At 44.8% G+C, this 14,638-nt stretch carries 11 protein-coding genes; 6 read left to right on the forward strand and 5 right to left on the reverse strand.

Features of this window, described 5'->3' with window-relative positions; all coding sequences use genetic code 11:
* The first annotated feature begins 137 nt into the window (after positions 1-137).
* The gene (locus tag TY87_RS05145) at positions 138-3,014 is read left to right on the forward strand and encodes an FAD-binding and (Fe-S)-binding domain-containing protein (protein ID WP_100186251.1); all 2,877 of its coding nucleotides are present in this window, start codon (positions 138-140) and stop codon (positions 3,012-3,014) included.
* 301 nt (positions 3,015-3,315) lie between these two features.
* Here the strand turns inward: TY87_RS05145 and TY87_RS05150 are convergent, their stop codons facing one another.
* Positions 3,316-4,122, reverse strand: coding sequence for a sulfite exporter TauE/SafE family protein (locus TY87_RS05150; protein ID WP_011977916.1), 807 nt, complete (start codon positions 4,120-4,122; stop codon positions 3,316-3,318).
* 80 nt (positions 4,123-4,202) lie between these two features.
* The gene (locus tag TY87_RS05155; RefSeq protein WP_011977917.1) at positions 4,203-5,093 is read right to left on the reverse strand and encodes a LysR family transcriptional regulator; all 891 of its coding nucleotides are present in this window, start codon (positions 5,091-5,093) and stop codon (positions 4,203-4,205) included.
* A gap of 151 nt (positions 5,094-5,244) precedes the next feature.
* On the opposite strand from TY87_RS05155, the gene TY87_RS05160 reads away from it, so the two are divergent.
* Positions 5,245-5,460 carry a DUF2798 domain-containing protein gene (locus TY87_RS05160; protein WP_100186252.1) on the forward strand — a complete coding sequence of 72 codons (216 nt, stop codon included), beginning with the start codon at positions 5,245-5,247 and terminating at the stop codon, positions 5,458-5,460.
* A 127-nt stretch (positions 5,461-5,587) separates the two neighbouring features.
* On the opposite strand, the gene TY87_RS05165 is transcribed toward TY87_RS05160, so the two are convergent.
* From TY87_RS05165 to TY87_RS05175, 3 genes are all read right to left on the reverse strand, one after another.
* Positions 5,588-6,994 (reverse strand): alanine/glycine:cation symporter family protein, encoded by a 1,407-nt coding sequence (locus TY87_RS05165; RefSeq protein WP_072838679.1) that lies wholly within the window; start codon positions 6,992-6,994, stop codon positions 5,588-5,590.
* A gap of 223 nt (positions 6,995-7,217) precedes the next feature.
* Positions 7,218-8,342, reverse strand: a complete 1,125-nt coding sequence (srmL, locus tag TY87_RS05170; RefSeq protein ID WP_100186253.1) for a PheS-related mystery ligase SrmL — start codon at positions 8,340-8,342, stop codon at positions 7,218-7,220.
* 244 nt (positions 8,343-8,586) lie between these two features.
* Positions 8,587-9,237 carry a pyridoxamine 5'-phosphate oxidase family protein gene (locus tag TY87_RS05175; RefSeq protein WP_100186254.1) on the reverse strand — a complete coding sequence of 217 codons (651 nt, stop codon included), beginning with the start codon at positions 9,235-9,237 and terminating at the stop codon, positions 8,587-8,589.
* Between TY87_RS05175 and pdxR the strand changes: the two genes are divergently transcribed.
* From pdxR to cyoB, 4 genes are all read left to right on the forward strand, one after another.
* The gene (gene pdxR / locus TY87_RS05180) at positions 9,236-10,822 is read left to right on the forward strand and encodes a MocR-like pyridoxine biosynthesis transcription factor PdxR (protein ID WP_232617072.1); all 1,587 of its coding nucleotides are present in this window, start codon (positions 9,236-9,238) and stop codon (positions 10,820-10,822) included. The two genes, TY87_RS05175 and pdxR, sit on opposite strands and share 2 nt — an antisense overlap.
* A 241-nt stretch (positions 10,823-11,063) precedes the next feature.
* Positions 11,064-11,444, forward strand: a complete 381-nt coding sequence (locus TY87_RS05185; protein ID WP_100186255.1) for a hypothetical protein — start codon at positions 11,064-11,066, stop codon at positions 11,442-11,444.
* A 160-nt stretch (positions 11,445-11,604) separates the two neighbouring features.
* Complete coding sequence (gene cyoA, locus TY87_RS05190) at positions 11,605-12,657, forward strand: ubiquinol oxidase subunit II (RefSeq protein ID WP_198432044.1); 1,053 nt, start codon at positions 11,605-11,607, stop codon at positions 12,655-12,657.
* Entirely contained in the window at positions 12,657-14,636 is a 1,980-nt protein-coding gene (cyoB, locus tag TY87_RS05195; RefSeq protein ID WP_024024356.1) for a cytochrome o ubiquinol oxidase subunit I, read from the forward strand. Before cyoA ends, cyoB begins: the two co-directional genes overlap by 1 nt.
* Positions 14,637-14,638 lie beyond the last annotated feature (2 nt).

Genomic DNA, 14,638 nt, shown 5'->3' on the forward strand with positions numbered 1-14,638 from the left:
ATCAGTTGACAAAGTTTCTTTGAATTCTTACTGTGCCTTATATTCAAAAGGTAAATTGGTCTTACCAATTTGTCTAGCATTAATGTTCAATACCTATACTCTTTAACAATAAAAAGGCTACCGCCGTGGAAGCTTCTATGAACACTGACTCACTTGCTGATAAAGCCGCTCAATATCTCGATCTATATTTTGCTTTGAAAGACGCCAAAACTGGCGCGATTGATGAGACGCGATTGATTCGTGATCCACTTCGTACCTTGGCGTATGGCACGGATGCGAGTTTTTACCGCTTGATTCCGCAATTAGTCGTGCGAGTCGATAATGAAGCGGAAGTGCAGTTAGTGCTGAAAGAAGCCAGAAAGCGCAATTTACCAGTGACTTTTCGCGCAGCGGGTACGAGTTTGTCAGGGCAGGCAGTAACCGATTCCATCTTGATGCAATTATCCGATAACTGGAAAGGGCATCGAGTTCACGAACATGGCCATCATATTTCACTTCAGCCAGGTATTATCGGTGCGCGAGCCAATCAGCTGCTAGCGCCCTTTCAGCGCAAAATCGGCCCAGATCCAGCGTCCATCAATGCCTGTATGATTGGCGGTATTGCAGCGAACAACGCCAGCGGGATGTGCTGCGGTACAGCACAAAACAGCTATCATACGATTCAAAGTGCTCGTCTAATTTTCGCTGATGGTGCTTTATTGGATACCGCCGATGAAGCCAGCCGATTGGCGTTTGGTAATCGTCATGCAGACTTGCTTGATACGCTTGTTCGTTTGTCTAAAAGCGTTCAAGCTAATAGCGAATTAGCAGAAAGAATTAGACACAAATATCGTTTAAAAAACACCACAGGGTACAGTTTAAACAGCCTAACCGATTACCAAGATCCGTTTGATATCTTGCTGCATTTGATGATCGGCTCTGAAGGAACTTTGGGTTTTATCAGCGAAGTTACCTATGAAACCGTGGTTGATCATCCTATTAAAGCCGCGGCGATGATTTTCTTTGATGATATGGAAGTCACCTGCCGAGCGGTTACCTCTCTAAAAAGCTCGCCTGTTTCTGCCGTGGAATTGATTGATCGTGCTGGCTTGCGTGCGGTGGAAGGCAAACCGGGTATGCCAGAGATTTTGTCGTCCCTTGGCTCACAAGCGGCGGGTTTATTGGTCGATGTACGCGCCGCCAATGCTGAAGAATTAGAAGCCAATTTGGCCTTGGTGAAACAAGCGTTAAGCGGCCAAGCAACACTGAACCCAATTGAATTTACCCAAGACAAAGTCATCTACGATTCCTATTGGAAAATTCGCAAGGGCTTGTTCCCCGCTGTTGGCGCAGTTCGTCCTGTTGGCACCACGGTGATCATCGAAGACGTTGCCTTCCCTGTCGAACAACTCGCGGAAGGTGTTTTAGAACTGCAAAGCGTGTTTCAAAAACATGGCTACTACGAAGCGATTTTGTTTGGTCACGCCTTAGAAGGCAACTTACACTTTGTCTTTACGCAAGGCTTTGACGACCCGAAAGAAGTGAAACGCTACGAGCAACTGATGGACGAAGTCGCGCAATTAGTCGCGGTGAAATACAAAGGCTCGTTGAAAGCAGAACACGGCACCGGCCGTAACATGGCGCCTTATGTGGAGCTGGAATGGGGCAAAGAAGCCTACGACATTATGTGGGAAATCAAACGCGCGTTTGACCCGCAAAGCTTGCTGAACCCAGATGTAATTTTGTCGCACAATGCCAATTTACATGTACAGAACCTCAAGCCTTTGCCGAAAGCCAATGACAAAGTTGATACCTGTATTGAATGTGGTTTCTGTGAATCGTCTTGTCCATCAAAATCTATTACGTTAACGCCTCGCCAACGCATAGTGATTTGGCGTGAGATTCAGCGACTGACTGCAATGGGTACAGATCCGAAACGTTTAGCGGAATTGAAAAAAGACTATGATTATCAAGGCGTTGATACCTGCGCTGGTTGTGGTTTGTGCTCGATGCAGTGTCCGGTTGGTATCAATACGGGTGATTTAACCCGCGAACTTCGCCACGATCGTCATCCAGATAGCAAAGTCGGTTATTGGATTGCTGATCATTTTGAAGGTGTTACCAAAACGGCGAAAGTGGGACTGAGCCTTGCCAACGGTGCGCGTCGTATTATTGGTGATTCAGGCATGACAACCGTCACTTCAGTGATGAACAAAGCTTCCCAAGGTGCTATGCCAAAGTGGCATAAACAAATGCCCAGCGCTGCTTCGTCTTTGAAGTCGATTGCCGTTATGCAAGGTAATGATATGAAAAGTGATGACGTTCAAAAGGAAGTGATTTACTTCCCCAGCTGCGCGACTCGTGTCATGGGCGCGGGGCCAAATGCAGAAGATAAACGCTCTGTTATGACAGTGATGTTTTCTGTATTGAAAAAAGCAGGCTATAAAGTAACTGTACCTGATAATATCGATAGCCAATGCTGTGGTATGGCGTTCCAATCCAAAGGTCAGTTCGAAGCCGCCAAGCAAAAATCTAACGATCTTAATAGTTTGCTGCTCGAAGTCAGCGATAATGGCCGAATCCCAATCGTCTGCGATGTGAGCCCTTGTTTGCTACGCATGCAGGAAAGCCTTGATCCTTGTTTACAGCTTCATGAGCAAGTGGGCTTTGTCTCGACTCATGTGATGCCAAATCTAACGGTGAAAGATAAGCTCGGCAAAATCGCGCTGCATGTCACTTGCAGCACCACCCGCATGGGTCTCGCCGACAGCTTCGTACAGCTTGCCCACCAACTCGCTGATGAAGTGGTCATTCCGCCAGACATTACCTGCTGTGGCTTTGCTGGTGACAAAGGCTTCTCGACCCCCGAACTCAACGCCAGCGCTCTCAAAACCTTAGCCAAAGCCGTAGAAGGCTGCGAAGCGGGCTACTCCAACAGCCGCACCTGCGAGATTGGCTTATCGGAACACAGCGGCATCGAGTATCAATCCATCGTCTATCTGGTAGATCAATTGTCTGAGTCCTCGTCAGCCTAGTCTGTCATGCGTATCAAGAGGACGTTTTGCTTGCGTCACTGACATCGTCAGCGCAAAACGTCTGCTTGAACCGCTTGAGCATGTCGTCATGTCGACACTATTGTTCATTTAGCGAATGTCACCAAATCAATATCTCACGGATATTTGCACATAAGTGTTTTTGGGTAATTGACTCTGATATAGCGGTTACAAGATCAACATCTCGCGGATGTTTGCGCTTTAGCGCCGGAGCGAGAGTTGATCTGGTAACAGCGTTACTGCGGACTACTGCTGCACGAAGGTCGAGCGCAAGTCATGCGGACTAAAGCATGAACGTCGAGTACAAGCCAAATCCGCAGACGATGAGCAGTGCCCAGCCGACGAATTGGAAGAAGACGGGAGTTTCTGCTTTTTGAATACGGTTGTGTAGCTTTTGGCCAAATACATGACCAATCAAGGCGCAAGGTAGTAACCAAAGTTGATGGATGAGTTGTAAATCGATGCCAGCGATGAGGAAGGACACCATTTTGATCATCACCAGAATAAACCAGAGCACGAACAAGGTATCGCGCAGTTGATGGCGGGGAACTTTGGTGGCGAAGACGGAGACGATAAGCGGTGCGCCGATTAAGGAAGTGCCACTTACGTAGCCGCCAAGCATAAGAAAGATGGTATCGAGGAATTTGTTGTTGGTATAAAACGGTTTATTCAGGATGTAAGACACAGCAAAGACAGCAACAATGACAAATATCACGCCAGTGACTATGTTGCCCGGTAAGGTTAATAAACCAAATACGCCGATTAGTTTCGGCACTATCATGATGCCGAGGGCTTTTTTTAAATAACCCCAAGCGATATTGCCTTGTGCTTCTTGTGGCGCTTCGCCTCGTTCTGCTGCGAGTATGGCTTGTTGTTTGGTGGCTCTCGATCCTTGCCATGCAATCCAGCTGGAAAACACTAACAGATGAATGGAAATAATTGGCAAAAATAATAGCGGGTCGTTTTTTACCAATAATAGGAAAGGCAAAGCCAGTACTGCGCCGCCAAATCCTAAACCACTGCGAACAAAGCCGCTCCATATAAAAATGGCGCCGATTAAGGCGTATTGCCACCAGAATAAGTTTTCCATGGTTGTCCTTCGTGTTAAGAAATGAGATTGAATGGTGTGAAATTATTGTACGTTAGTTTAATCAAAGTTCCCTTTTTAGGCTAAGGGCTTGGATGAAACCAAGTTTGTTGGTGAAGAAATTTCGTCATCTCCTCTTTCAAGAGCTTTGCTCTGGCTGATAAGCTGCGTCGATAAGGCCAGACTAAAAAAATCTCTCTATTTTGACCGCGCCATTCAGGCAATACCCGAATAAGCTCGCCAGTTTCAAGGGCGCCATGCACCATGCTCATGGGAATTAAGGCAATTCCAGCGCCCGCTTTCGCTAGGTTGAGTGTGATTGTCATGTCATTACTAATATGCCGGTGCTCTTTGTTTAACGGGCGCCGATCTTCTTGATTATTAATCAGTAACCAATCGGCAAACATGTTGGACGCAATGCTCGGCGCATGTTGTAAGTCTTCTATCGTTTTAGGCAGTGGGAATGCCATGTTAGGCGATGCGACTAGAATAGGCTCAATGTGACCTAGTTTCTTTTGAATCAATGATGAGCTGGGTTGATTCCCCGAGCGCAAGGCGATGTCGGCGCGGGTGTCTCTGATGTCTTGCAGTGTGTTGCTCAGTTCTATGTTTAGTTCGATGTCTGGGTACAGTTGAACAAAATCTTGCCAAAATGCGTCTAGAGGTCCACTGCCCAAATTTACCGGAGCAAGTACTTTCAAATCACCTTTTAGACTGTTTAGGGTTTGGTCTAGGTTGGAAATTCGCTGATCTAACGCATCGATGAATTCCGCGCATTCGCGATAGTAGCTTTCTCCCACTGGTGTGAGTGTTAGTCCTTTTGTTGAACGATGTAGTAACTCACAGCCAAGTTTTTGCTCAAGGGCACTGATACGGCGAGATACCGTAGCGATAGTCATATCAAGATGTTGAGCGGCGGCAGTCAGACTATTTTTATTGGCAGCAGTAATAAAAATCTTTAGATCATCAAGCATTTTTCATTTTCGTAAATTTGTTTTTAAAAAATCAGTATATTTACAAATATTGTTGTTTGCTAGTATGTATTCAGAGTTTGAGTCGTTTACTTACTTTTCGTCTGGGGCACTCTATTTATAGAGAAGACGGTAAGTTCATTAGGAGAGAAACATGAAACACAGAATTATTTTTGCCGTATTAATGTCGTTTACCTTGTCGTTGTTTATGTCCGCATGGATTACGTATCTGAATATTGGGTTACATCCAAATTTCGTCTCTTTCTGGATGGGAGCTTGGGTATTGGCTTGGCCTGCTGCGGGTATTATTTCTTTTATCGCAGGGCCATTTTTGCATGCTTTAGCGCATAAATTGGCAGTGAAAATGTAGCGTTTGAGATAAGGCTTTATTAAGCATGAAACCAGAAATAAAAAACCCGCTTCGCTGCGGGTTTTTTATCTTTAAAATCAGGCTAAGCCTACATTAAATTAGCAAGAACGAAACTAGCAAGAACGACTTATTTGCTTGGTTTTTCGTCCCAAACACTAAGGTCGATATCGTCACGAACTTCTGGGTAGTCGTCGGAATTGAATACTGGAGTGTGGGTTTTTAATTGCGTGAAATAGTCTTTGGTTAATTTCACTACCAAACCAGATAACATCATGATCGCAATCAGGTTAATAGTTGCCATTAGACCCATCGCTGCATCAGCCGCATTGAATACCATCGCCACACTTTCATAAGCGCCCCAAGGAATCATGCCAAGCGCTAAGATACGTAGAATGAAAATCCCTGGTTTATTGGCCCATTTTAGGTAAGTTAGCGCATTTTCTGCATAACTGTAGTTACCGATAATGGAGGTGAAAGCGAAGAAGAAAATCGCAATAGCAACAAAGTAATGACCCGCACTACCGATGTGAGTCGTTAGCGCCGTTTGCGTTAAGGCAATGCCTGTTTGACCGTTACCCAATGCACCAGATAATAGAATCATCAAGGCCGTTGCAGTACAAATCAGCAGTGTATCAATGAAAACACCTAATGATTGAACCATGCCTTGGGATGCTGGGTGATGAGGGTTTGGCGTAGCAACCGCAGCAATGTTTGGCGCAGAACCCATACCAGCTTCGTTGGAAAACAAGCCACGTTTGACACCGTTTAGCATGGCACCTAAAACGCCGCCTGCTGCTTGCTCAATACCAAATGCGCTCTTAAAGATTAACGCGAATGCCGCTGGTACGTCAGAGATATTGGCGAAGATCACATACAAGGCTAGTAGTAGATATAAAACTGCCATGAATGGCACAACGATTTCAGCAAAACGTGCGATTTTCTTGATACCACCGAAGATAACAATTGCTGCTAGCAGCATGATCACGATGCCAGTCACACTGGTGTCGATACCAAATGCGCCTTCCATTGCACCAGCAATTGAGTTGGCTTGCACCGCATTGAATACCAAACCAAACGCCAAGATAAGCGCAAGCGAAAATACCGCACCAGCCCAAGGTGCTTTTAAGCCTTTACTGATGTAAAACGCTGGGCCGCCACGTAATTGTCCATTTTGATCGCGCATTTTGTAGAGCTGAGCCAAGGTGCTTTCAGCGTAGGCGGTTGCCATACCGATAATTGCCACCACCCACATCCAAAAAATAGCCCCTGGGCCACCTAAATATAATGCGACAGCAACACCTGTCATGTTGCCTGTTCCTACTCGAGAAGCGAGGCTAGTACATAGTGCTTGGAAAGGAGAGATACCGCCACGATCCGATTGTGGGGCTTTAAGAACAGTTCGGATGAATTCTGGAAAACGACGGACCTGAATAAAACCTAGACGTAAAGTGAAATATACGCCTACGGCTAGTAGTCCATAGATGAGGATATACCCCCAGAAAATAGTATTTAAAAAGTCTATGATGGCTGCCATGTAGGGCACTCCCTTTATTCGATAGGATTATCGTTTTATTGTTCGTGGGTTGAATGTTAGGAATGCTTTTTTGGATAAAAAAGGCACCCTAAAAAACGCGCAGAAGCTTAAAAAAGTGTGCAAGGGTAGCGATTTTATGGAAAACCGCAAGAAAAAAACCACTTTCACGCACATAAAAAGTGCATAAAAGTGGTTTGGTTTTGTAAGTTTGTTGTCTGTTGGGCTAGTTGGCTAAGTAGTTATGTCCTTGATTCAACGACAAATAAATCTTGTTTCGTAACTCGTTGGCAAGGCTTGTTGGCACACTTCGAGTTGGATGCCGTAAATTGATTCGTAAAAGTAAATTAACCTGCGTTGATGTCATTCCTAATCTTTCTACGGCGGATTTTGGTAATTGTTGGTATTCCGTTCGTGATAAAAGTTGAAGTTCTTCTAGCCAGTGAGCTTGTTCTCCTAAAGTTAGGCGAACTTGATCACCAATAATGTCCATATCTGTGTCTCGGTTCACCACAATCGAAATATCACGTTCGGCTTTAGGTTGTCGCGAGACAGGTCGCCAAGGTGATAAATCGAGCATTTGCTGTTGGATTCGCGGATCTGGGTCCCGAAGCAGTCGAATATCAGGAATGCCTTTGCGTAGCATCAATACTCTATCTAAGCCTAATCCGATGGCGATACCGGTGTAGTCATTGCTTGACCAACCGTTTCTGGTTAATAAGTCTGGATCTATGTTGCCGCACTCGCCTACTTCAATCAGATTTTGCCCTTCAATAGCATCAAGTTGAACACCATTTATTGTATAGGGGTGCGGTGACTTGGATTGCTGTACCACATGATTGGGCAATAGGGTTTTCATCAGTGCCGCAATGGACTCATTCAAAATCTCTATATCTTCTTCAGCTTGAGTTTTGGGCATGACAATCCAGATGTCCAATTGATGAGGTTCTGCACAATGCCAGCGATCAATACAGTCACGACGGTAAACCAAACCGTGACTTATCATTCCTATCGAGTTCGGTCGTAGACTTTGCCAACTGCTCAACCAGGTTGGTACTGCGCTGGATGTTTGAGTGCGAAGCATCAAACTATCTGAAACATAGCGGCTGTAGCGAACGTCTCGCGACGCACCATCGGCAGGATAACCGAGCGCATCGTAGTTTTCGTAAACGGGCACAATAGGATTGGCATTGATACGTTGCAGGTAACAGGACCATAAGGCAGAAAGCGCTGTTTCCGCTTCAGTGATGAGTTGTTGCATGGCATGAATGCCGTGCTTTGGGTTGGTTAAATCACGCAAAGAAAGCGCGCTGAGTAATTGTTCGTGGGTAAGATAATTGTGTTTAGACATTATAAAGCTCCATAAATCCAAGATAAAAATCAGGCCATCTGTTTGGATTCCTCCGAGTCAGGACTCGGAGAGAGCTTGTCTTTGAAAGGTTATTTCAGAAAGAACAAAGCCGCCGCGTCCAGTTTAGGGACTCGGAGGCTGATAAATCGATGTGATCGTGCGAGTAAGATGTTCATGATTTCGATCCTAGCAGGCTATCTCTTACGGAACAAGATCCGATTTACTTGATCTTGTCCCAACGTTATTACACTGCGTTCGGCGCCTTGGGTTCTGGGTAGTTTTGGCTCTGAATCGGGTCTTTTTGCACTTCTCCCCAATGTCTTTCTAAAGGCATGACGCCAGCCCAAACAGGCCAGTCGTTATCGGCTGGATCATCGACTGGAGGCTCGGCGCGCATTTTGACTGAGGCTTCGTCGATTTTGATCCGCACGACGCCAGTGGCTTTGATTTCTTGCTCGTTTACTGGGCGTAGTGTTTCCCAGCGCCCAGGGCTGACTTTGTCTAAGAAAAGTTTGAACTGGCGTACCTTTTCTTCTTTATTCTCAATGAGTTCTGGCACACCAAATAAGGTGACAGAACGATAATTCACAGAATGATGCATGGCTGAACGAGCCAACACTAAGCCATCTAATAAACTGACATTAATGCACACCTTTTCAGGTTCGTCGATGGGGCCTTTGACATTACGAGCTTTGGAGTGAGCGTGCCAGTAGAAATAATCGCCTTCGCGCCAATGACTGGTTGGCGTAATGAAGACTTGGCCATCTTTGGTTTGCCCGACATGGCACATTAGCGCCGCATCAATAATGTCTAACGCTAGGTCTTTGTCATAAGAGGCACGGTTCGGCCCTCTTTTTACTTTGCTTAATGTTGTTTCTTCTAGTGACTGGCTCATGCATTCTCTCCTTGTGTATCAATGGCTGATTGGCTATAACGCAACTTTAGAGAAAACTGGCTTTTTTAAAAATAGCCAGAATAAAGATAAAAAAGCAGGCCAGATTATGAAGCACGCCATTGCCAGTTTGCGTTTCTCTTTAGAGGACGGCGAACCCTATTACAAACAATTGATGGAGCAAATCCAGCAAGGCATTGTGTCGGGTGAACTATCAGTTGGTGACAAACTACCCTCTTCGCGTTTTTTAGCTGGCTCGTTGGGTGTTTCTCGCAGTACCACGTCGAGGGCTTATGATCAGTTAATTGCGGAAGGCATTTTAACCAGCGAAGAAAAGCGCGGTGTGTTTGTTGCGGCTTTGCCTATGGTGAGTCATCGCTCGGCGAAACAATCCAGTTCGGACCTCCTATCTCGCAGCGAAACATCTCCAAAGTGGGCATTTGATTCCGGTGCGGATGTGACCGTTTTTCCTACCAAGGAATGGGCGGCAAGCATGCGACGTAGTTGGCTCAATCCAGATTTGACGGTGTTGGAAGGTGGATATACAACGGGTTATCCCGATTTAAAAGTCGCGATAGTCGACTATTTGTATCGTGTTCGTAGTCTTGAATGCTCAGCCGAACAAATTATTGTTACGGCTGGCAGTCGGGATTCGCTGCTTTTATTGCAGCATGCAATCACTTCCATAGGTGATTCCGAATATTCGCCAATGAAATGGTGGTTAGAAGAACCTACTTATTCGCCAATACGCGAGGTAATTCCTTCTCATGCAAAGGCTGGCGCTCTTTTTATTGACGAAGATGGACCTGGTTTTCCAGACAGTGAACATACTTCGAATGTGGCAATTGTAACGCCGAATCGGCAATACCCCCTTGGCGTTAGCATCAGTGCAGCGCGACGACAGCAATGGTTGCTAGCATTACAGGAAAATTCACCAAGCTGGTGGCTGGTAGAAGACGATTACGACAATGAGTTTGTTTATCAGGGACGAAGCAATGTGCCTTTTATGCAAACGGCGAGCGTGCATGACCAAGCCCGAGACCGAGTATTCTTTGTAGGGAGTTTTTCGAAAGTGCTATTTCGTGGCTTGCGGCTTGGCTTTATCGTCGCGCCGATGAAGCATATTGCGACATTACAAAAAAGTCAGCGAGTGTTGGGGTCATCTGCATCCTTGCCAATACAGCCTGCCGTGGCAGATTTTATGCTTCAAGGCCATTTTGATCGTCATGTGAATCGAATGCGTCGGCATTATCGGCTCAAGCGAGACTTTTTATTGGCGTTATTAGATCAGCATTTGGCTCCTTGGTTTGACTGGAAAAAGCCTCGTGGTGGAATGCATGTATTGATAGCATTAAAACCAGATTGCCTTTTTACGATGGAAGTGGATGTCGCTCTAGATCAACAGATTGCTCAAGAGCTTATTGATAGCGATGGAGTATGCCTTTCTCCCTTGTCCGTGCATTATGCAAATAACCTGGGCGAGAAAAGCCAATTTGGCTTTTTATTAGGTTTTAGTGGGCCTAGTGAAGAAACAATGGTGCATATTATTGTCGCATTGAAGCATTGGTTTGTGAAAAAACTGGAGTAAAGTAAGATTTACATACTGTAAGGAAATCGTCTTATAAGGGCGTTACTCTTGGGGTGAAGGGTAAATATTAGGGATTTCCTTACACTTAGAATGTGAATTTTTATAAAAAGACAGTGAAGCAAAGAGGAACAAAGGCTAAACTACGCTTTGTGTGGTTGCTTAAATTTTGCTATATTTCGCCCACGTAAATTCGTATGAAGCGAGTAAAAACGGTATTTTCACTTTTGTTTTTATGAATCGGATGAATAAATTGAACAATTTTCAAGACATTTTGCGTCATTGCATGCATTCTATATCCAGCGTCTTGGCGGAAACCTTACGCGTTGCTGTTGCTGTGTCTTGCTTGTTTGTTAGTTTTTTTGTACTTATTACTACTCTTTCCTCTGTTGATAGCCTAAGTGTTATCAGTATCGACCCTATTATTAAAGCGGGGCTACTTCTTAGCGTCGTTTTTACCACCCTATTATTGGTTAGTTATTGGTCCGTTATGACCAATATCAACCCTGCTCGCCAGAAACTGGCCTTCTCTTTGTTTCATGTGTTTGCTCCTAATGAGCAAGCTAGTCGTGCTGAGGCGCGATGCATGATGAGTTGTGGAGCTCCCTTTTTCAGATTTAGGTGATCCAAAAGAATCATTACTGCGTTAATGTCATTAATGCAGTAATGATTTTTACACTGTTTTTACAGTGCGGTGATCTTTACTGAAATACCCGGCATTTGCCGGATTTTCGTTCTGTTGCTTGATGTTCAAGTGGCAGTTTTGTGAACCTCGGGGTTAGAGGATGATTCTCTTGTTAACTCGTATCCTAAGTAAAGTCGCTTTGGCGCTAATGGTGGGCTTGCTCGCCGGTTGTCAGGGTGGTGTGCTCGATCCTAAAGGGCAAGTTGGTATTGAAGAGAAGCAACTAATTATTGTTGCTACTTTGTTGATGCTGGTTGTTGTAATTCCTGTCATCTTCATGACACTGTATTTCGCTTGGAAATACCGTGAAGGTCGTGACGAGATTTACGAGCCAAAATGGTCACACTCCACAAAAATAGAAACAGTTGTTTGGGCTATCCCAGTCATTATCGTCATTATTCTTGGCGTGATTACTTGGAAATCAACTCACGCACTGGATCCTTACAAGCCTTTGAAATCCGATAAAGATCATATCAATGTTCAGGTCGTTTCGATGAACTGGAAATGGTTGTTTATTTATCCGGATCTTGGCATCGCATCTGTGAACGAATTGAGATTTCCTGAAAACGTTCCTGTTGCTTTCCAAATTTCATCTGAAGGCACGATGAACTCATTCTTCATTCCTCAATTGGGTAGCCAAATTTACTCAATGGCAGGCATGGTGACTAAGCTTCACTTGATCGCGAATGAACCTGGTACATTTGATGGTTATTCTGCGAACTACAGTGGACCTGGCTTTACCAATATGAAGTTCAAAGCGATCGCTACAGAAACGCAAGCCGATTTTGATGCTTGGGTTGCAGGTGTGAAAGCTGAGTCTATTGCTGGATCAACCAACAATGGCATATTGGATCAAGCTTCATACGACAAGCTTGCTGAATATGATTTGCATGCTCCTGTGCATGAAGCAACGCCTGTTCAGTATTACGGTTCTATTAAGCCTGGAATCTTTAATGATAACGTTATGAAATTCATGAAAGACCACGGCAAAGTTGAGCTGCTTAAAGGCACAACATTTGATTCGAATATGATCCAAGGCAATTCAAACCATGGTGAAATGAATCATGGCGAGATGAATCACGGCGAAATGGAAATGAATCATGAGTCGTCTGAACACTCATCGGATGATATGCATACGGAGGCTGAAAAATAATGTCTGCACTCTTAGGCAAACTATCGTGGGACGCTCTTCCGTACGACCCGATTGTTATCGGCACATTGTGTGTCGTTGCGATCGCTGGTTGTGTACTTGCTTTCCTACTTATTAAGCACAAATTGCTTGGTGTACTCTGGAATGACTGGTTAACGTCTGTTGACCATAAAAAACTGGGTATCATGTATATCGTTCTAGCATTGGTAATGCTTATTCGTGGTTTCGCGGATGCCATTATGATGCGTTTGCAGCTCGCGCTTGCAACGAGCGGTGACCCTGGCTATTTACCTCCAAGCCACTATGACCAAATTTTTACGGCTCACGGTGTCATTATGATCATCTTTATGGCAATGCCATTTATGATAGGTCTGATGAACATTGTTGTGCCGCTACAGATTGGTGCTCGTGACGTGGCTTTTCCGTTCCTAAACAACTTAAGTTTTTGGCTAGCTGTTTCTGGTGCGGTATTGGTGAATATTTCCTTAGGCCTTGGCGAATTTGCTAAAACTGGTTGGGTGGCTTATCCACCTTTATCAGGGTTGGAATACAGTCCAGGTGTAGGGGTCGACTATTATATTTGGGCATTGCAGATATCAGGTATTGGTACGACATTAACCGCAGTTAACTTCTTGGCGACTGTGTTTAAAATGCGTACACCTGGTATGAAATTGATGGATATGCCGATCTTTACTTGGACCTGTACTTGGGCCAATATTTTGATCGCTGCATCCTTCCCAATTTTGACTGCTGTACTGGCAATGTTGACGCTTGACCGTTACCTAGATTTCCACTTCTTTACGAATGATGGCGGCGGTAACTCAATGATGTATATCAACTTGTTCTGGGCATGGGGTCACCCTGAGGTGTACATCCTTGTTCTTCCAGCATTTGGTATATTCTCTGAAATTGTGTCTACCTTTACTGGTAAGCGTTTGTTCGGCTACAAATCTATGGTTTGGGCGACAGCTTCGATTTCCATTCTTGGTTTCATCGTATGGCTTCACCATTTCTTTACCATGGGTTCAAGTGCGAACGTAAATGCCTTCTTTGGTGTGATGACAATGATCATCGCTGTACCGACTGGTGTGAAACTATTTAACTGGTTGTTCACTATGTACCGTGGTCGCCTTCGTGTGACTGTTCCGGTTCTTTGGACACTTGGTTTCATGGTGACTTTCACCGTAGGTGGTATGACAGGTGTACTTCTTGCTGTACCTGGTGCTAACTATGTATTGCATAACAGCTTGTTCTTGATTGCCCATTTCCATAACACCATCATTGGTGGTGCGGTATTTGGTTATCTAGCTGGTTTTGCTTTCTGGTTCCCTAAAGCGATGGGCTTCCATCTTAACGTTAAGCTTGGTAAAGCGGCTTTCTGGTGTTGGTTAGTTGGTTTCTTCCTAGCCTTCATGCCTCTTTATGTATTGGGCTTCTTGGGTATGACTCGCCGTCTAAACCATACAGATAATCCTGATTGGAACATCTGGTTGTACATCGCTCTTGTTGGTGCACTGGTTATCTTGGCGGGGATTATCTGTCAGTTCCTACAGCTATACGTAAGCTTCCGTGACCGTGCACAAAACTTGGACACTACTGGTGATCCATGGAATGGTCATACGCTTGAGTGGTCTACGGCTTCTCCGCCGCAGTACTACAACTTTGCAGAGCTACCAGTTGTATCTGATATCGATGCTTTCACGGATATGAAAGAAAAAGGTACGGCTTACGTTCGTAAAGAAAGCTATGCGCCTATCCATATGCCTAAGAATACTAAGGCGGGTATCATCATTGGTGCACTTATTACGGCATTCGGTTTTGCAATGATCTGGCATATTTGGTGGCTGGCAATCGTTGGTCTAGTAGGCTCTATCGTGACATTTATTGCCCGTGCCTACACCTCTGATGTTGATTACTATGTACAGCCTGATGAAATCGCTCAGATCGAAAATGAGCATCTAGATAACGTGGCTAAGGGGTAATC

Origin of the sequence: Marinomonas sp. BSi20584 (assembly GCF_002792415.1) — a bacterium.
GTDB lineage: Bacteria > Pseudomonadota > Gammaproteobacteria > Pseudomonadales > Marinomonadaceae > Marinomonas > Marinomonas polaris.

Coding starts and splice junctions, on each gene's coding strand:
- TY87_RS05145 (WP_100186251.1), top strand. CDS start 138: ATGAACACTGACTCACTTGCTGATAAAGCCGCTCAATATCTCGATCTA.
- TY87_RS05150 (WP_011977916.1), bottom strand. CDS start 4,122: ATGGAAAACTTATTCTGGTGGCAATACGCCTTAATCGGCGCCATTTTT.
- TY87_RS05155 (WP_011977917.1), bottom strand. CDS start 5,093: ATGCTTGATGATCTAAAGATTTTTATTACTGCTGCCAATAAAAATAGT.
- TY87_RS05160 (WP_100186252.1), top strand. CDS start 5,245: ATGAAACACAGAATTATTTTTGCCGTATTAATGTCGTTTACCTTGTCG.
- TY87_RS05165 (WP_072838679.1), bottom strand. CDS start 6,994: ATGGCAGCCATCATAGACTTTTTAAATACTATTTTCTGGGGGTATATC.
- srmL (WP_100186253.1), bottom strand. CDS start 8,342: ATGTCTAAACACAATTATCTTACCCACGAACAATTACTCAGCGCGCTT.
- pdxR (WP_232617072.1), top strand. CDS start 9,236: ATGCATTCTCTCCTTGTGTATCAATGGCTGATTGGCTATAACGCAACT.
- TY87_RS05175 (WP_100186254.1), bottom strand. CDS start 9,237: ATGAGCCAGTCACTAGAAGAAACAACATTAAGCAAAGTAAAAAGAGGG.
- TY87_RS05185 (WP_100186255.1), top strand. CDS start 11,064: ATGAATAAATTGAACAATTTTCAAGACATTTTGCGTCATTGCATGCAT.
- cyoA (WP_198432044.1), top strand. CDS start 11,605: ATGATTCTCTTGTTAACTCGTATCCTAAGTAAAGTCGCTTTGGCGCTA.
- cyoB (WP_024024356.1), top strand. CDS start 12,657: ATGTCTGCACTCTTAGGCAAACTATCGTGGGACGCTCTTCCGTACGAC.